The following is a 16,877-nucleotide window of genomic DNA, read 5'->3' as shown; positions in this document are numbered from 1 at the left end:
GGTTTCACATCCTTATAAAAGAGGGAGCAGGAGACCGTCGATTCTCGGGGTTTGGCACGGGATGCACAAAGGGATAAAAAGGATGGGTGGCATGATTAAAACTCATCCTGATCCAATTCTGCTAAGTTGACGCTATCCCGCAACCGGAGCCCTGTGTATGTCCCGTCGCCTGCCCCCCTTGTATGCCCTGCGCGCATTCGAAGCAGCGGCGCGGCACAGCTCGTTCACCCGCGCGGCCGAGGAGTTGTCGATCACTCAGAGTGCGGTGAGCCGACATATCCGCACGCTTGAAGAACACTTCGCCTGTCGGCTGTTCCACCGCAGTGGCCGCAACCTGCAACTGACCGAGTCGGCCCGTCTGCTGCTGCCCGGCATCCGTGAAGGTTTCGCGGCCCTGGAACGAGCCTGCAATACCTTGCGCGCCGAAGATGACATCCTGCGCATGAAAGCTCCCTCGACCCTGACGATGCGCTGGTTGCTGGCGCGGCTCAGTCGCTTTCGTCACTTGCAGCCGGGTAATGAAGTGCAACTGACCAGTGCCTGGATGGACGTGGATTCGGTGGACTTCAACAACGAACCCTTCGATTGCGCGGTGCTGTTGAGCGACGGGCATTTCCCGCCGGACTGGGAGGCCAGCCTGTTGTTCCCGGAAGAGCTGATCCCGGTGGGCGCGCCCAACCTGCTCAATGACCAGCCCTGGGATGTGGAGCGACTGGCCGCCACCGAACTGCTGCACCCGACCCCGGATCGCCGCGACTGGCGCAGCTGGCTGGAGCACATGGGCCTGTCCGATCAAGTGTCGCTCAAGGGCGGGCAGGTGTTCGATACCCTCGAACTGGGAATGATCGCGGCGGCCCGGGGTTATGGCGTCTCCATGGGCGATCTGCTGATGGTGGCCGAGGATGTGGCCCAGGGGCGTTTGAGTCTGCCGTGGCCGACGGCGGTCGCCAGCGGCCTGAATTATTACCTGGTATGGCCGAAGACCCGTCCGGGAGGTGAACGTTTGCGCCGGCTCAGTGATTTTCTTCAGGGTGAGGTTCGGGCGATGGAACTGCCGCAGGTCGCGCGCTTGAGCTGAAACGTTCTAGCCGCCACAATGCCGGCCCTCGGCCATAACCCTGCTGAGCGCTCAAGTATTCGCGTTCACCGCCGAATACGTCCAGGTGGAACCGTCGTGCCGGTTTCACGCCTCACCCCCATTATTAGAAATGTTCCGAGCCGCGATCAGGGAGGATACGCAGACTCGGCCAGGAGCTGTCCATGTCTCAACCTCGCGCCCGGATCGCCTCGCAGCTGGGCCTCGCGCTCGCTGTGATACTGGCAATTGTCATCAGCGGCAGTACCGTGTTCGCCCTGCGTTCGCTGGACGCCGCCAACCTGTCCACCCGTGAAGAACACCTGGCCAGCGAGGCACGCCTGCTCTCCGACCAGTTGAGCACCTTCCATGGCACGCTGCGTGAAAGCACCCAGCGCCTGAGCGGTCTGTTCGAGAAGCGCTTCAGCGCGGGTCTGAGCCTTCATGCCGACGAACCGGTCAGCGTGGCGGGCACCCGGACCCCGGGCCTGCATCTGGGCAGCGAAGTGCTGAACAACAACTTCAAGGAAGTCGACGAGTTCAAGCAGATGACGGCGGGTGTTGCCACCCTGTTCGTGCGCAGCGGCGAAGACTTCGTACGGGTCAGCACCTCGCTGACCAAACAGGATGGCTCCCGCGCCATCGGCACTTTGCTCGATCACGCGCACCCGGCCTACGCGAAGTTGATGGCGGGGCAGGGCTATGTCGGCCGTGCGCTGCTGTTCGATCGTTCCTACATGACCCAGTACACCCCGGTGCGCGATAGCAGCGGCAAAGTGATTGCGGTGCTGTTCGTCGGCTTCGATTACACCGATGCGCAGAACGCCCAGTTCGATAACCTCAAGCGTTTCCGCATTGGCCAGAGCGGTTCCCTCGCGCTGTTGGACGAACAGAACAAATGGCTGGTTGCGCCAGCCGGTGTGCAGGCGCCTGATCAGGCGGTGCCGGTGGTCAGCGGTCTGGCGAAAACGCCGGGCAAGGGCCGCTTCTGGAGCGATACGTCCGAAGACTTCTACAGCATCGCCGTACCGTTCGAAGGCGGACCCTGGTCGGTGGTGGCGAGCATGCCGAAATCCGAGATCCGCGAAGTCACCTGGAGCGTCGGCATTCAACTGGCCATCGGCAGCCTGCTGGCGATGTTGATCGCGGTGGGTTCGGCGGTGTGGCTGCTGCGCAGCAAGCTGCAACCGCTGGGTGATCTGGTGCGTCAGGCCGAAGCCTTGGGCGACGGTGATCTGAGTGTGCGCCTGAACGTCTCGAGCAACGATGAAATCGGCCAGTTGGCCCGCGCCTTCAACCAGATGAGCCAGGCCCTGTCGACCATGGTCGAGCACATTCGTCGCGCCTCGGAAGAGGTCAACAACCGTGCTCAGGCGCTGTCCGGTCTGTCCGGTGGTGCGTATGAAGGCATGGAGCAGCAATCCGGTGAAATCACCAGCATGGCGGGCGCGGTTGAAGAGTTTTCCGCCACCTCGCTGAACATTGCCGACAACATGGGCAATACCCAGCGCCTGGCCCAGGAAAATGCCCAGCAGACCCAGATCGGTCGCAGCTCGATGGAGGAGGCGTCTTCCTCGCTGGAGCAGATTGCCGGCGCGCTGAACACCACGGCGGCCGTGATCAACACGCTGGGTCAGCGCTCCCAGGAAATCGGTGGCATCGTCAGCGTGATTACCTCGATTGCCGAACAGACCAACCTGTTGGCACTCAACGCGGCGATTGAAGCGGCCCGGGCCGGTGAGCAGGGTCGCGGTTTTGCCGTGGTGGCGGACGAAGTGCGCAATCTGGCGTCGCGCACCCGTCAGGCGACCGACGAAATTTCCGGAATGATCCACAGCATCCAGCAGGAAACCGGCAACGCCATCAGCACCATGGAGCAGGGCAACGTGCTGATGCAGGAAGGCCTTTCGCGCAACGCCAATGTCGCTTCGGCGCTGGCGCGTATCGATGAGCAGAGCCGCTCAGCCGGGCAGCAGTTTGCGGCAATCACCACGGCGACTCAGGAGCAGAGCAGCACCGCGACGTTGCTCAGCAGCAATCTGCAGAGCATTGCGCTGGCCAACAGCGAACAGCGTGAGGTGGTGTCGAACCTGGCGATTACCGCGAAGGAGCTGGAAAGCCTGGCGGCCGATCTGCGCCAAGAGGTCGACCGCTTCCGTTGAGATGGCGTATCCGCTTACTGGTACGCGGAGAGGTCTTCGCTGGAGTCGACCTCTCCCCACTCTCCCGTATAGGCAACAGCCTCGATGGGAACCCGGCCTGCATCGATGACGCGCTGCAGAGTGTTGGTCATGTGCATCTTGTCGCGTTGTTCCGCGGTCAGTCCGGCTCTTATCCGAACAACCTCCGCCCAACCCTCGGGGGTGAAGCGCAGCAGACCCATGTATTGACCCTGAACTTCGTCCACCGATTGCGGCTTGTTGCCGATTTCCGCCAGCGTACCGGCGTCGGTCAGGCGGAAGGTTTCGGCATCCAGCAGCGGATCGCCGAAACGTTGCGTCCACAGTTCCAGCCAGTTGGGGTCATAGGTCACCGCCAGTGACGCCGTGTGGGTCATCAACGATTGAACTGCAGCCGGGCTGTAGAAAATATCGGAATAACTGACGATGCATGGCTCGCCCTGCAGCCACGATTCGGCGCAGGCCAGTGACGAGACCATGTTGGTGTCCGCCCAGCGCGGGTTATGGAATTCGATCAGGCCACGGTCGGCCAGCAACTCACGCTTATAGCCGGTGACCACGGCGATTTCACTGATACCGGCCGCGCGCAGGGACTCCAGCTGCCATTCGAGCAGAGGTTTGCCCCGCAATTCGACCAGGCACTTGGGGCGCTCATCCGTGAGGCTTTTCATGCGGCTGCCACGTCCGGCAGCCAGAATAATGGCTTTCACAACACGTCTATCCCGTGGGTTATTGAGAGGAGTGGGGTTCGCCGAACAACTGCCGGATTCGCTTCAGGTCGTGGGAGGCAAAATCCGCTTCACGTTCCGGGTGCCACATCCAGCCTTCCCACGGCAGTTGAAGGTGGCGGATGGCTTCGATTTCCCCGTCTTCGCTGCGGGCCATGACTTCAAAACCCTGCGGGCAGCCAGCAAGGGCGAGGCCGTGATAGCTGTTCACTTCGGCAACGATCCGGCCGGACAACCGATGTCGGGTTCGCACATGACCGGTGACTGGTTTCAGCTCGCCATCGGACCAGTGCGCCAGCATCTGCATGCCGCGACAAATGCCCAGCACTGGCAACTGACGCGCGCTTGCGTGATCCAGTAACTCGCTTTCGGTACGGTCGCGGGCCGGGCACTGACCGATGTCATTGCCCCCCGACAGCACGATGGCGTGGGGCGCGACGGCCGCCAGCCAGTGATCGAGCGGCAAGCCGTTGGGCACTGGCACCGGGACGAAACCGGCTGCCAGAAGGAAACCGATCAGTCGCTGATCCAGCGCATCACGGGCTTCTCCGCGTTCCGGGTGACTGTCCACTCGCTGACTGACGGCGACAACCTTCATGCCATCATCTCTACCCGGCGGCCCGGGCAATCCAGGTGCAGGAAATCCGCCGTCGACCAGCGCCGGTAAAGCACTTCACCCGCACCAATGACGGCCGGCAAGCCCAGTTCGCCGGCACGGATCGCCATGTGTGAATTGGCGCCGCCCCACGCTGTGATCAATCCTGCAATCGGGTAGGCGAACAACCAGTCGAACCCCGGATCCGCGTTGGGAATACAGACGATCGCCCCGGCGAGTTTGTCCCGGTCGTCGCACAGCACAACCGGCGCGGTCACGCGTTTCTGGGTGATGAAATTGGGCGCCGTTTCCGGCCACTCGAAACACCAGACATCTTCCGGTCGGGTGATCACCGGTGGCAGGGAGACCTTGAGCGTCTCGGCATAGCGCGCCTTGCCCTGTTCGATGCTGCGCAGCAGTACCTCTTTCGGATCCGCTGCCGCCACGTGCAGTTCGGTGAAGGCGCGGATATCGCAATAGGCCAAGTCTTCGCGACCGATGCCGTGCTCGGCACCGACTTGCGCGATCAATGCCAGCGCGTCGGAGAGATTACGGGTGAAGTGGAACTTGGCCAGCTCCCGCAGTTCGATACCGTTCTGCAGAAAGTCCAGCAAACCTACCGGATCGGGCTGCAAGCCATGGGCTTCGAGCAGTTTCACGATCTCGCGCATCTGTGGCAGCGTCAGCGAAAACGGTTGAAGCGGTTCCGGGGCGGCCGGACGTTGAGTCCAGTCGAAATAAAGTTCCGGTGCTTCGTCGTAGCGAGGTGAAAGGATGTCGTAGGTACCCGGTCGCAGATGCCCGTAACGCGCCAGGAAAGCCGTCTTGTCGAGCGTCGCCCGGTCCCGTGCCAACTGACCGCTGACGGTAGAAACCCCCGCCATGAACGCATCGTAGTCAGCCTGCGAAAACACGCCCACGGACACCAGCGACCTGAGCATCTGCACGGCGACGAATCCGGCGCGCGCCAGGCCGGCGAAAGGCAGGGTGCCGTAGCGTTTTGCATCCTCCAGCAGCCAGTAAATGCGCTCCAGCGGATCGGCATCGGAGGCCAGGAACTCATCGCGGCGGGCGTTGAGCACATCAAGTTTGTTGGCATCGCTGCGCCATAGGCCGTCCTTGGGATGGACGATACGGTTGGTCAGCTTGCGCAGGCTGGTGCTGATCGCGTCCAGCTCGTGGGGCTGAAAGCCTGCATCGGCGAGGCGTTCCAGCTGTTGCGACAAATCCAGGGTGTAGCAGGAGAACACGATTTCGAACTCCACCTTGTCGTGGAGTGTCGGCTCGGCCAGTAACCGATCGATGTAGTAGTCGACCAGCCGCCCGGCCAGATCTTCATCAAGATCTGCCGGAATGAAGGAGTTGAACGACAAACGCACATCGATATAGGGCAGGCCGAAAAAGTGCGGCATCAGCGGAAAGCTGCGCAAGTTGCGGTAGCCGTAGTTGTGACGCTGGTAGGCCCAGATAGAGTCGGTCACCAGGTCCCGGTACAGCGAGAGTGCCAGCGGTTTGGGCCGGATACCGATGATCTCGGCCGGGTTCCAGTCAGGCATCACGCCATAGACCGTGCGCTGGCCGATCAGGAAAGGATGCGGTCGCATGCCGCGCGCCACTTTGCGCTGAATGCTTTCCAGGCGGGCGGCCTGCTCCGCATCGGATTCCGGACGGGAAGGCAGAATCAGCGGCCGGGCCTGTAGCAGCCAGAGCACTTCGCCGTCGGTTTCACCGGTGATTGCAAACTCGCAGTCGAGCGGCACGCCGCCGAATAGCGGCAGCAGCTCTTCAAGCAAGCCAATCACGGGCGCGAGGGACGCAGGTGCTGCAACTTTGCTGTGGGCGGCCTGCTGCCAGAGCCGACCGCCCATGCCACCGGTCACCGAGGCGGTGTCGCTGCCTTCCGACCAGTTCACCACGCGATAGGGGGCGCAGGTGTTGGGGTCATGGGAAAACGCGACGCCGGAGCGCAGCACATTCCGCAGCATGGGCTGGATCAGGATCTCGTCCGACGGATACACCTCGCCGTAACTGGCGATCACCTGTTCAACCGCCGAGGCCAGCCCTGCGTCATCGACATCAGGGATCGACAGAAAGGCGCCCGCGAAGGACGCCTGGGCGCTGTCTTCGCGTCCGCAGCTTGAACGCACGATCCAGGGAGCGGCAGGCAGCCGTCCCTGGACAGCCTGTACACAGGCTTGCCGGTCCCGTTGCCAGTCCGCCACGGTGAATGCCAGCAGCGGCGCAATGCGGGCCGACGCGAGTCGTCCTTGCAGGCTGGACAGCGTGCCGGCCTTGGTAGAGAAATGCACGGCCATCAGGCGTTATCTCAGCTGGGCGACCCAAATGTTCGTCGAGTACGGAATCTGGATCGAAGGCGTCTTCAGGCCTTTCAGGTAGTCGTCGATGGCGCTGATCACTGCGTGGAAGTTCGCGCCGGCCTGACGCTCCAGCGTGGCGTGGGAGCGCCAGGCTTCCAGGCATTCTTCGATGCTCTGCTCGTGAATGACTCGGGCGTCCAGGTGTACGACCGGGCCGAACAGTTCACTGGCGTCGATCACGGCCGTCTGGTCTTCGCGACGGGTGCCGTAGCCATAACCCGGTACTCGCTCCTTGATGATGGCTTCGATCCGGGCCTGAATCGGGTCTTCAAGATTGCGGTGGTTCCACATGCAGGCGAACCAGCCACGAGGCTTGAGAATGCGCGCGGTTTCTTTCAGGGCCTGTTGGCGGTCGCAGACGTTGAACGAGCTGCCGAAGGTGACCATGTCGAACGCCTGGGTCGCCTGGCCGGTCACTTCGCCGGTGCCTTCGTGCCATTTGACATTGGCCAGCTCGGCGGTGCGCTGGATGCCGTTGGCGCGCATCGCATCGTTGGGTTCCACGGCGGTAACGTCCAGGCCACGAGCGGCCAGCATCAACGTCAGGTGAGCAACGCCAGCGCCGACGTCACAGAAATTGTCACCCTGTTCGGCACCTGCGATCGAGAGCATCGCGTCGATGGCGGCATCGGCGTAGTCAGGACGCTTCAGATAGGCGTCGGCCAGGGTGGTGTAATCCCATTCTGTTTTCATACCAGATTCCTTGTATAAATTTTATTGAGTAAATCGTCTGCCAGGCTTTGCCCGGAGCGCAGGGGGTCGAATTCAACCAGCCAGTCCGCCGCTTGCGGTTCATCAACGGGCAGGTCAAGTCCGGCAACGTTGTTCAGTTCACCGGCATGAAACCGACGGTAGATGCCCTTGGGATCCCGGCGGCTGAGCTCCTCTACCGGCACTTTCAGGTAAACCTCGAAATAACCGGGCAGATGGGCGCGGTTCCACGCATGAACTTCACGAAACAGCGAGATTGTCGCGATAACCACGGTGTGGCCTTGCGCCGCGATCATTCTGCAGAGATGGGCGTATTGCATGGCCAGCGCGAGTCGACCTTCACGGCCATGGTTCTGCGAGTTGGCGGCGGTGGCACCGAACACCTCGCGCAATTCATCGCCATCGAGCATCACAACCGATTGGTCATCGCTGCGCAGACGGGCAACGAGCTCACCGGCTAGCGTTGATTTGCCGGCGCCCGAGAGGCCCGTAATCCATATCACCTGCGCGCGAGGGTCACATTTCATAGCAATCTTGCCAGTGTTCCGTGTAGGTATCTGGCGTTAAGCCTTGCAGCAGGCGTAACGCGGTTCATCTGTGTTCAGTCACGTTCTTTGATGTTGCCAAAGGAGTCGATGGTTGACTGGCAGAACATCGAGTCATGCTTGTTCTCGATCAAGTCATGAAACACATCCTGCGGTAACGGCAAGTTGTGGTACTGCGTTTCGTAGAACTTCTTGTATATAAAATAATTGTCGTCGGGGGACATCAGACTGAAACCCAGTGCCAGCTCTTTTAGTTCGTCAGCGTTTTTTGCGATGGGCAGCAGGTTATTCATCTGTTGCAACCAGGCGTCGACAATCGGATTGCATTCATCGGAGGTCGGAACGTAATAGATTGGCAGCTTGCACGAGTGGAGCATGAACGACACACCACCGGTCGAGGCGTCGGTAATGATGGTGTCGCACTGCTGGTAGAAAACCGTGCTGCTGGTGCCTGGCTTGTCTATGGTGATCCAGTCATACACAGAGAGCTGTTTGCACAGGTCCTTCAGGGTTGGATGCTCAAGGTCAGCCATGTACGGACGCAGGATGAACCGGGCATGTGCAATCTGTGACCTGACGGCATTGATCACGGTTTGCAGGTTTTCGTACAGCGACGCGCCACTTGGGCAAATACCCAATTGTGTCGGCAGCAGCCCGACAACGTAGTCCCCCGATGTCCTGTTCGACACGGGAGCGGACTCGAAGAACCGGGGAACCTTGATTGGCAACGTCGCGACCGGACTTGTCTTGCGCATGTCTGTGCGCAATGCAATGCCATCGGCGATCAGGGATTTCAGGGCTTTTCTGTCGGGTCTGTAGCGTTGCAGGCCGGTTTTGATCAGGTCAAATCCCGATCGGGACGAAGCAATGACCACGTCCCAATAGGACGTCAGTTCGGCGTAGTAATACTTGTCCCTAGTCGGCATTCCGATATTGCCGTGGGTCATGAAGATGCCAAAGTTCGAATCGTCGAGCACGCGGCCAACCCAGGCATCGTTTGAAATGACGATTTGTGATTCCAGGTTCGAGATCACCTCTACGCCTACCTGCTGAACCGGGTAGTCGAGTATCTCTTCTGCCTCTTGCCGGCTCAGCCCCGTCTTGTCTGTTTGCAGGACGATGCAGTTATAAGTGTTGCGCAGGGCATCAAGTGCAGGGATCAGGTATTCGAGGTATGTTTTGCCGCCACGGGTGACATTGCTGATCAAATAGACGTTTTTCATTATTGACTTGTGCTTATAAAATTTGCCGTGGCAAAACAAGTTGGGTCGGCTGGCGCGCGTTGACAATTAACTGATTGATATTGTCTTGGCGAATGAGTCATTGAAAATCTGTCATCGGCAGTTGTTTGGGAGTATGCCGTTTTATGACGATTTTAATTGATCAAATATATTGCGCCCGGTGGGCTGGAGATCTTTTCCATGATGTGCCGCCTCCATTTTATATTGCTTTAAAGTTTGAGCTTTTAACTAAAAACTCTGGTGCCTGATCGAAGAGCGCCGTCGTTATACCACATCTTGGCTAATGGCTATCAGCGCGTGCGGACTTTATTTTCAGTCGGCAAACATCGCCAGCAAGCACCTGTCCATCCTGTCATTGCGTCGCCGGGCGATACTGAAGCGCTTCGGCCAGATGTTCGCGGGAGATGGCATCAACCTTCTCTATATCGGCCAGTGTCCGCGCAACCTTGAGCAGTCGATGTGCCGAACGCAGCGAGAGGGTCAGCCGCTCACACGCTGACTCCAGCCAGTACTCGTCGGTTGTGGATAACTTGCAGTGTCTGCGCAACCCCGGCAGATCCAGAAACGCATTGGCGCAGCCTTGACGCTTTTGCTGTCGCTCCCGGGCTTCGGCGACCTGAATCGCTGTACTGGCGCTGTCCTCGCCGGGCTTCATTGTCGGGTTCAATGCAGTGGCTTCCCGTGCAACGGTCAGGTGCAGATCGATCCGGTCCAGCAACGGCCCCGACAGCTTGTTGCGATAACGCTGCACCATGTCCGGGGTGCATGAGCAGCGCCCCGTTGGCTCGCCCAGATATCCGCAGGGGCACGGGTTCATTGCCGCAACCAGTTGAAAGCGTGCAGGGAAGCGCAGGCGATCTTTCGCGCGCGCGATGACGATATGCCCGGACTCCAGAGGTTCGCGCAGTACCTCCAGCACCTTGCGATCAAACTCCGGCAGTTCGTCGAGAAACAGCACGCCGTGGTGGGCGAGGGTGATTTCGCCGGGTTGCGGTTTTGAGCTGCCGCCGACCAGTGCCGGCCCGGAGGCCGAGTGATGGGGTTGGCGGAACGGGCGCTGTGGCCAGTGAGTCAGGGGAGCGCCGCTGGCCACGGATTGAATCGCCGCCACCTCCAGCGCTTCACTCTCGGCCAGCGGTGGCAGCAACCCCGGTAATCGACTGGCCAGCAGCGTCTTGCCCGTTCCCGGTGGCCCGCTGAACAGCAGATTATGTGCGCCGGCAGCGGCAATCAGCAGCGCCCGTTTGGCAGCCCGTTGACCCTGTACTTCATTCAAGTCGGGATAGGGTTTGGCGGCATGGATCAGCCCATCCGAGACATAGGGTTCGACGGGTGCATGTCCATTGAAATGCGCCACGGCCTCCAGCAAATGATCAACCGCAATCACCTTCAATCCTGACGCCAGACACGCCTCTTCGGCATTCGCCCGCGGCACCACCAGCGTTCGTCCGGCCTTGCGTGCCGCCAGCGCTGCCGGCAAGACACCACGCACCGCCCGCACTGCGCCGGATAACGCCAGCTCCCCCAGGCATTCCACATCATCCAGCATCAACGTCGGCACCTGCACACTCGCCGACAGGATCCCCAGCGCAATCGCCAGATCGAACCGCCCGCCATCCTTGGGCAGATCTGCCGGGGCCAGATTCAACGTGATCCGCCGCGCCGGAAACTGCAGCCCGGAATTGATGATCGCGCTGCGCACCCGATCCTTGCTCTCTTTTACCGCCGCCTCGGGCAGGCCGACCATGGTCAGCGAGGGCAAGCCGTTGGCCAGATGGACTTCGACGGTGACAGCGGGGGCATCCACGCCGATCTGGGCGCGGCTGTGGACGATGGCGAGGGACATGGTCGTTCCTTGAGCTGAATCGGGGGCCGCTTCCTGCGGGTTTTTTAAGGGTAGTCGGGGAGGAGGGAGTTGAAGGGAAAGTTGTCTGGGCAAAGCTTCACTGGATGTTGCTGAAATAGAAATGACTAATCTTCAGGCGAAAAAAAACCGCCTTGAGGAGACGGTTTTTAGTTGCAGGCTTCGGTGAGGCCAAGGCCTGCGCATCCTTAGCGGACACACTCGTGTGTAGTCCCGAAGGTGTTCGTACGCCGGAAAGAGCATCGGAGGTTTGGCCCTACGCAAAGAGGGCCAAAATATGTCTAAGTTTCTTGAACATATGTTGCACCTCGTCAGGATCGCGCTATGGGCTTTACGCCTGTACGAGATTCTGCAAGACCGTTGGAATAATTCGCTGTAGGAATTGCACCGACGGAAACCGCTTCTGCCTCGGCAGGAGCGGTTTTAGCTTCTTGTCTCACTCAGCCGGCGGCGTCAGCTTCGCTTCCAGCTCAGCCACCTTCGCCTCAAGACTCTCAAGCCGGGCGCGAGTCCGCGCCAGTACCACCATCTGACTATCGAATTCTTCCCGGCTCACCAGGTCCAGTTTGCTGAAGGCGCTTTGCAGCAGCATCTTGAACTGGCTTTCGATTTCGGCTTTTGGCAATGGCGTGTCACCACTGAACAGGCGGGAGGCGGTGCCGCTCAGGGCGTCGAGGAAGTCTTTGGGCGCGAGCATGGGATATGTCCTGGAAACAATGGCCGGCAGTGTATCACGCAGTGTCTATAGTCATTCGCGCGGGCCGGGATGCACGCTTTTCGCGCAAAAGGACGAGCGGCTGCGCACCGTTGTTGTGCGTATCCCGTGTGCCATTTCGGTGATGGCATCGGCGGCCGCGGCCAAGGGATTGAAATCAGGGGATTTTGGCGAGATGGCAAGCTTTCTGCTTAGTCGGTAGTGACCCATGCACTGATGCAGTCGCTGTGACGAATGCAGTGCGCCGGACGGGACGGGGAGTTTCGTCGGGAGCGGTTAGCTGGCGTCAGTCGGGCGGGTAGGGCCGACGATGCGTTACAAAGCCAGGCACTGCGCTTAGACTTGAGTCGGGTTTGTTTTCCTGGGGCAAGTCCACCAATTCGGGAGAGAGTTTCATGAAGCTAGTCACTGCCATCATCAAGCCGTTCAAGCTGGACGACGTGCGCGAGTCGCTGTCCGAAATCGGCGTGCAGGGCATTACCGTTACTGAAGTCAAAGGCTTCGGCCGGCAGAAGGGTCACACCGAGCTGTATCGCGGCGCGGAATATGTGGTCGATTTTCTGCCCAAGGTGAAAATCGACGTGGCCATCGACGACAAGGATCTGGATCGGGTTATCGAGGCGATAACCAAGGCTGCCAACACCGGCAAGATCGGTGACGGCAAGATCTTCGTGGTCAATCTGGAACAGGCGATTCGCATCCGTACCGGCGAAACCGATACCGACGCGATCTAAGCGCCGCCACAAACCCAACGCCCCAGGAGAAAACAATATGACTCTGCGTAAATTCGCAGGGCTAGGCGCCCTGTTGTCCATCGTAATGCCCGGCCTGGCTTTGGCGGCAGATCCGGTGGCGCCTCCAGTCCTCAATTCCGGCGATACTGCCTGGATGCTGACCTCGACGGCCCTCGTGCTGTTCATGACCATTCCGGGCCTCGCGCTGTTCTACGGCGGCATGGTGCGGTCGAAAAACATTCTTTCCGTGATGATGCAGTGCTTCGCCATTACCGGCCTGGTCACCATCCTGTGGTTCATTTATGGCTACAGTATGGCGTTCGACACCACCGGGATGGAAGCCAACGTCGTCAACTTCAACTCCTTCGTCGGTGGCCTGGGCAAGGCTTTCCTCGCGGGCATCACGCCGGCCAGTATCACCAGCCCGACTGCGCTGTTCCCGGAAGCCGTATTCGTTACCTACCAGATGACCTTCGCCATCATCACCCCGGCGCTGATCGTCGGTGCCTTCGCCGAGCGCATGAAGTTCTCCGCGATGCTGGTGTTCATGGGTGTCTGGTTCACCCTGGTTTACGCACCGATTGCGCACATGGTCTGGAGCGGTCCGGGTTCGCTGTTGGGTGACTGGGGCGTACTCGACTTCGCCGGCGGCACCGTGGTGCACATCAACGCCGGTATCGCCGGTCTGGTAGCGTGCCTGGTGCTGGGCAAGCGCAAAGGTTTCCCGACCACCCCGATGGCGCCGCACAACCTCGGTTACACCCTGATGGGCGCGGCGATGCTGTGGGTCGGCTGGTTCGGTTTCAACGCCGGTTCCGCTGCTGCAGCCAACGGCACCGCCGGCATGGCGATGCTGGTCACTCAGATCGCAACCGCCGCCGCTGCGCTGGGCTGGATGTTCGCCGAGTGGATCACCCACGGCAAACCAAGCGCCCTGGGTATCGCTTCGGGCGTGGTCGCCGGTCTGGTGGCAATCACACCGGCGGCTGGCACCGTGGGCCCGATGGGCTCGCTGATCATCGGTCTGGCCGCAGGCGTCGTGTGCTTCTTCTGCGCCACCAGCCTGAAACGCAAACTCGGTTATGACGACTCGCTGGATGCCTTCGGCGTGCACGGGATCGGCGGTATTCTCGGCGCGATCCTGACCGGTGTGTTCGCCGCTCCGGCGCTGGGTGGTTTCGGCACTGTCACCGATGTCGCTTCCCAGGTCTGGATTCAGTGCAAGGGCGTCGGTTTCACGGTGATCTACACTGCGATCGTCACCTTCATCATCCTCAAGGTGCTGGATGCCGTGATGGGTCTGCGCGCCACCGAAGAAGAAGAGTCGGTGGGCCTGGATCTGGCACAACACAACGAGCGCGGCTACAACCTGTAAGCACGCGCCTTGAAAAACTTGCCCGGTTCGCCGGGCATTTTTTTGTCCGGAATTTGTCATCCCTGATGTGGCTGAATGGAATTCTCGTACGGCTTTGGTCGTGTTTACGACGGGCGTTTTTCTGCGGCCAATGGCTTACACCATTGAAGGAATATTAGGGCCTTTGTTTTTTTTCAGAGCGCGCTAGAATGCGCCCCGAACGTGCGGAGAACTGTATGTGGCAACAGACTCTGATAACCCTGCGGGCACGGCCCCGGGGCTTTCATCTGGTAACGGAAGAGTTGCTTGCCGGGCTGCCTGAACTCAAGGCATGCCGCGTCGGTCTGTTGCATTTGTGGCTGCAGCATACCTCGGCGTCGTTGACCATCAACGAGAACGCCGATCCGGCGGTACGTCGCGACTTCGAACGATTTTTCAATCGTCTGATCCCACAAGGAGCAGACGGCTATGAGCATAACGACGAAGGCCTGGACGACCTCCCGGCGCACTTCAAGGCCAGCGTGCTGGGTTGCCAGATCAGCCTGCCGGTTTCGGCGGGTCGTCTGGCACTGGGCACCTGGCAAGGCGTTTATCTGGGTGAGCATCGCGATCATGGCGGTGCCCGCAAAGTCCTCGCCACCTTGCACGGTGAAGAGGCATAAACCGTTGGTCACCAATGGTTGTCGATTTTTTTACGGCGGCTTTCGACAGTCGCCAAAGCTGGTCTATAACTAATCTGCTTTTCGCAAGTCATGAGGTAGAACATGAGCGACGATGATCTGGAAAACGACGACCTCGAAGTAGGCGATGAAGACGAGGCCGATGAGGGTCTGGAAGCGGCAGCGGATGACGTTGCCGAAGACGATGGCGGTGACGATACGCCGGCCCCGGTAGCCAAAGGCAAGGCCAAGGCTGCAGTGTCGGTCGACGAGATGCCGAGCATCGAAGCCAAGAACAAGGAGCGCGATGCCCTGGCCAAGGCCATGGAAGAGTTCCTTGCGCGCGGTGGCAAGGTTCAGGAAGTGGAGGCCAACGTGGTCGCCGATCCGCCCAAGAAGCCGGACAACAAGTACGGCAGCCGCCCGATCTGAGGCGTGTCGCTCGCTTGCTGAAAAAGCCCGCCGTCGCTGCGGGCTTTTTCATGAGCGAAAGAAATCTAGCTGCGGCTGTTCCAGCGGGCGAGCACGGCAGGCAAATCGTTCAGGCTGCGAATCTCGGCATCCGGCAGACGCTCCGCTTCCCACGGCTTGCCCGCCGGATTGAACCAGATCGCCCGCAATCCCGCCTGCTGCGCCCCGGCGATGTCATCCCCCGGATGATCGCCGATATGCACGGCGGCTTCGGCGCTCACACCACCGCGCTGCAGGGCTTCATGGAATAGCCGCGCATCCGGCTTGGCGATGCCGATGTCTTCGGCGCACAGAGCGAACTTGAAGTAGTCCGCCAGGCCGAGGCGTCGCACATCGGCATTGCCGTTGGTGACCACGCCGAGGGCGTAGTGTCTGGCGAGGGTTTCCAGGACCGGTTCGACCTCCGGGAACACCTCGATCTGATGCCTCGCATGCAGAAACACTTCAAAACTCTTGTCCGCCAGCTCCGAGGCCTCACTGTGGGCGTACCCGGCTTCTTCCAGCGCATGAAACAACACACGGCGCCGCAGCGCGCTGATGCGGTGCTTGAGTCCCGGTTCGCTGGCCAGTACGCGCTCACGGATCGACCACAGATGCTCCACCGGCACCGCGCCCAGATTCGGCGCATGTTCGCCCAGCCATTCACGCAAAACCGCTTCGGCGCTGACGATCACCGGAGCGGTGTCCCACAAGGTGTCGTCGAGGTCGAAGGTGATCAACTGGATACTCATGAATCGTCGCCTTTCATGCGTTTGGCCCGAGGATGGGCGCTGTCGTAGACCGCCGCCAGGTGCTGGAAGTCCAGGTGGGTGTAGATCTGGGTGGTCTTGATGTCCGAGTGGCCGAGCAGTTCCTGCACCGCACGCAGGTCCTGGGAGGACTCCAGCAAATGGCTGGCAAAGGAGTGCCGCAGCATGTGCGGATGCAGGTTCTGCCCCAGCTCGCGCTCACCGGCCAGTTTGACCCGCACCTGAATCGCGCGTGGACCGAGGCGCCGGCCTTGCTGGCTGACGAACACCGCATCATCCGCCGGGTTGCTCAGTGCCCGCAGTGGCAGCCATTGCTCCAGGGCTTCCCTGGCTTTTTGGCCAACCGGCAACAGACGTGTCTTGCTGCCCTTGCCGAGCACCTGAACCATGCCGTCGGCGAGATCGAGCTGATCGAGATTGAGCCCGGTCAGCTCCGACAGACGCAGGCCGGATGAATAGAACAACTCCAGAATCGCCTGGTCGCGTCGGGCCAGAAAATCGTCCTCGACCGCCCCTTCAAGCAATTGCAGCGCTCGGTCGGTATCGAGGGTTTTCGGCAGGCGGCGTTCGCCTTTGGGCGGTGTCAGGCCGGTGGCCGGGTCGTGATCGCAGAGGCCTTCGCGATTGAGATAGTGATAGAGCCCGCGCACCGCTGACAGCAGGCGCGCCAGACTGCGTGAGGACTGGCCTTGCGCGTGCAGGCGGGCTATGAGGCTGCGCAGACGCTGGATATCCAGGGCCTGCCAGCTTCCGATGTTCTGCTTGTTGCACCAGTCGAGGACTTTATCGAGGTCGCGGCGGTAGGCCGACAGCGTGTGCGGCGACACCTGCCGCTCACTGCGCAGGTGCTCGCAGTAAGCGTCCAGTTGTCGTTCCAT

General features: G+C 60.5%; 16 protein-coding genes. 6 read left to right on the top strand and 10 right to left on the bottom strand.

All coding sequences use genetic code 11. From position 1 onward, the window contains the following. Positions 1 to 157: 157 nt before the first annotated feature. Complete coding sequence (locus ACK6BI_RS02785) at positions 158 to 1,078, top strand: LysR substrate-binding domain-containing protein (RefSeq protein ID WP_065258153.1); 921 nt, start codon at positions 158 to 160, stop codon at positions 1,076 to 1,078. Positions 1,079 to 1,260: 182 nt separating this feature from the next. Continuing rightward, the gene (locus ACK6BI_RS02780) at positions 1,261 to 3,237 is read left to right on the top strand and encodes a methyl-accepting chemotaxis protein (RefSeq protein ID WP_409315906.1); all 1,977 of its coding nucleotides are present in this window, start codon (positions 1,261 to 1,263) and stop codon (positions 3,235 to 3,237) included. Between the two features lie 14 nt (positions 3,238 to 3,251). On the opposite strand, the gene ACK6BI_RS02775 is transcribed toward ACK6BI_RS02780, so the two are convergent. The 8 genes from ACK6BI_RS02775 to ACK6BI_RS02740 form a co-directional block, all read right to left on the bottom strand. Next, complete coding sequence (locus tag ACK6BI_RS02775) at positions 3,252 to 3,965, bottom strand: phosphocholine cytidylyltransferase family protein (RefSeq protein WP_409315905.1); 714 nt, start codon at positions 3,963 to 3,965, stop codon at positions 3,252 to 3,254. A gap of 19 nt (positions 3,966 to 3,984) precedes the next feature. After that, on the bottom strand, positions 3,985 to 4,581 hold the full coding sequence (locus ACK6BI_RS02770) for a gamma-glutamyl-gamma-aminobutyrate hydrolase family protein (RefSeq protein WP_409315904.1): 597 nt from the start codon (positions 4,579 to 4,581) through the stop codon (positions 3,985 to 3,987). Further along, on the bottom strand, positions 4,578 to 6,893 hold the full coding sequence (locus tag ACK6BI_RS02765) for a PEP-utilizing enzyme (RefSeq protein WP_409315903.1): 2,316 nt from the start codon (positions 6,891 to 6,893) through the stop codon (positions 4,578 to 4,580). Before ACK6BI_RS02765 ends, ACK6BI_RS02770 begins: the two co-directional genes overlap by 4 nt. A 6-nt stretch (positions 6,894 to 6,899) precedes the next feature. After that, on the bottom strand, positions 6,900 to 7,649 hold the full coding sequence (locus tag ACK6BI_RS02760; RefSeq protein ID WP_409315902.1) for a class I SAM-dependent methyltransferase: 750 nt from the start codon (positions 7,647 to 7,649) through the stop codon (positions 6,900 to 6,902). After that, entirely contained in the window at positions 7,646 to 8,194 is a 549-nt protein-coding gene (locus ACK6BI_RS02755) for an adenylyl-sulfate kinase (protein WP_409315901.1), read from the bottom strand. The genes ACK6BI_RS02760 and ACK6BI_RS02755 overlap by 4 nt, the downstream gene beginning before the upstream one ends. Before the next feature lie 74 nt (positions 8,195 to 8,268). Further along, a complete protein-coding gene (locus ACK6BI_RS02750; RefSeq protein ID WP_409315900.1) occupies positions 8,269 to 9,435 on the bottom strand; it encodes a hypothetical protein in 1,167 nt (388 codons plus the stop codon). A gap of 370 nt (positions 9,436 to 9,805) precedes the next feature. Further along, a complete protein-coding gene (locus ACK6BI_RS02745) occupies positions 9,806 to 11,299 on the bottom strand; it encodes a YifB family Mg chelatase-like AAA ATPase (RefSeq protein ID WP_409315899.1) in 1,494 nt (497 codons plus the stop codon). Positions 11,300 to 11,753: 454 nt separating this feature from the next. Beyond that, positions 11,754 to 12,014: an accessory factor UbiK family protein gene (locus ACK6BI_RS02740; RefSeq protein ID WP_011336527.1), complete on the bottom strand. Its 261-nt coding sequence runs from the start codon at positions 12,012 to 12,014 to the stop codon at positions 11,754 to 11,756. Between the two features lie 413 nt (positions 12,015 to 12,427). Between ACK6BI_RS02740 and glnK the strand changes: the two genes are divergently transcribed. The 4 genes from glnK (at position 12,428) to sutA (ending at position 15,211) form a co-directional block, all read left to right on the top strand. Then, on the top strand, positions 12,428 to 12,766 hold the full coding sequence (gene glnK, locus ACK6BI_RS02735) for a P-II family nitrogen regulator (protein WP_002555808.1): 339 nt from the start codon (positions 12,428 to 12,430) through the stop codon (positions 12,764 to 12,766). A gap of 37 nt (positions 12,767 to 12,803) precedes the next feature. Beyond that, the gene (locus tag ACK6BI_RS02730) at positions 12,804 to 14,141 is read left to right on the top strand and encodes an ammonium transporter (protein ID WP_065258150.1); all 1,338 of its coding nucleotides are present in this window, start codon (positions 12,804 to 12,806) and stop codon (positions 14,139 to 14,141) included. Between the two features lie 215 nt (positions 14,142 to 14,356). Then, a complete protein-coding gene (locus ACK6BI_RS02725; protein ID WP_260521496.1) occupies positions 14,357 to 14,782 on the top strand; it encodes a secondary thiamine-phosphate synthase enzyme YjbQ in 426 nt (141 codons plus the stop codon). Between the two features lie 102 nt (positions 14,783 to 14,884). Next, positions 14,885 to 15,211, top strand: a complete 327-nt coding sequence (gene sutA / locus ACK6BI_RS02720) for a transcriptional regulator SutA (RefSeq protein ID WP_065258148.1) — start codon at positions 14,885 to 14,887, stop codon at positions 15,209 to 15,211. 65 nt (positions 15,212 to 15,276) lie between these two features. On the opposite strand, the gene ACK6BI_RS02715 is transcribed toward sutA, so the two are convergent. Further along, positions 15,277 to 15,981 (bottom strand): HAD family hydrolase, encoded by a 705-nt coding sequence (locus ACK6BI_RS02715; RefSeq protein WP_409315898.1) that lies wholly within the window; start codon positions 15,979 to 15,981, stop codon positions 15,277 to 15,279. Further along, positions 15,978 to 16,877 (bottom strand): tyrosine recombinase XerC, encoded by a 900-nt coding sequence (gene xerC / locus ACK6BI_RS02710; protein ID WP_409315897.1) that lies wholly within the window; start codon positions 16,875 to 16,877, stop codon positions 15,978 to 15,980. The genes ACK6BI_RS02715 and xerC overlap by 4 nt, the downstream gene beginning before the upstream one ends.

The sequence above is a fragment of the Pseudomonas sp. KCJK9016 genome (genome assembly GCF_046231795.1).
Lineage (GTDB): Bacteria > Pseudomonadota > Gammaproteobacteria > Pseudomonadales > Pseudomonadaceae > Aquipseudomonas > Aquipseudomonas bananamidigenes.
Note: the sequence above shows the minus strand (reverse complement) of the source record. Positions and strands in the feature narration are given on the sequence as shown.

What these genes read in the sequence shown, in the direction of transcription:
- ACK6BI_RS02785 (WP_065258153.1), top strand. Translation starts at nt 158, where the DNA reads ATGTCCCGTCGCCTGCCCCCCTTGTATGCCCTGCGCGCATTCGAAGCA.
- ACK6BI_RS02780 (WP_409315906.1), top strand. Translation starts at nt 1,261, where the DNA reads ATGTCTCAACCTCGCGCCCGGATCGCCTCGCAGCTGGGCCTCGCGCTC.
- ACK6BI_RS02770 (WP_409315904.1), bottom strand. Translation starts at nt 4,581, where the DNA reads ATGAAGGTTGTCGCCGTCAGTCAGCGAGTGGACAGTCACCCGGAACGC.
- ACK6BI_RS02765 (WP_409315903.1), bottom strand. Translation starts at nt 6,893, where the DNA reads ATGGCCGTGCATTTCTCTACCAAGGCCGGCACGCTGTCCAGCCTGCAA.
- ACK6BI_RS02760 (WP_409315902.1), bottom strand. Translation starts at nt 7,649, where the DNA reads ATGAAAACAGAATGGGATTACACCACCCTGGCCGACGCCTATCTGAAG.
- ACK6BI_RS02755 (WP_409315901.1), bottom strand. Translation starts at nt 8,194, where the DNA reads ATGAAATGTGACCCTCGCGCGCAGGTGATATGGATTACGGGCCTCTCG.
- ACK6BI_RS02750 (WP_409315900.1), bottom strand. Translation starts at nt 9,435, where the DNA reads ATGAAAAACGTCTATTTGATCAGCAATGTCACCCGTGGCGGCAAAACA.
- ACK6BI_RS02745 (WP_409315899.1), bottom strand. Translation starts at nt 11,299, where the DNA reads ATGTCCCTCGCCATCGTCCACAGCCGCGCCCAGATCGGCGTGGATGCC.
- ACK6BI_RS02740 (WP_011336527.1), bottom strand. Translation starts at nt 12,014, where the DNA reads ATGCTCGCGCCCAAAGACTTCCTCGACGCCCTGAGCGGCACCGCCTCC.
- glnK (WP_002555808.1), top strand. Translation starts at nt 12,428, where the DNA reads ATGAAGCTAGTCACTGCCATCATCAAGCCGTTCAAGCTGGACGACGTG.
- ACK6BI_RS02730 (WP_065258150.1), top strand. Translation starts at nt 12,804, where the DNA reads ATGACTCTGCGTAAATTCGCAGGGCTAGGCGCCCTGTTGTCCATCGTA.
- ACK6BI_RS02725 (WP_260521496.1), top strand. Translation starts at nt 14,357, where the DNA reads ATGTGGCAACAGACTCTGATAACCCTGCGGGCACGGCCCCGGGGCTTT.
- sutA (WP_065258148.1), top strand. Translation starts at nt 14,885, where the DNA reads ATGAGCGACGATGATCTGGAAAACGACGACCTCGAAGTAGGCGATGAA.
- ACK6BI_RS02715 (WP_409315898.1), bottom strand. Translation starts at nt 15,981, where the DNA reads ATGAGTATCCAGTTGATCACCTTCGACCTCGACGACACCTTGTGGGAC.
- xerC (WP_409315897.1), bottom strand. Translation starts at nt 16,877, where the DNA reads ATGGAACGACAACTGGACGCTTACTGCGAGCACCTGCGCAGTGAGCGG.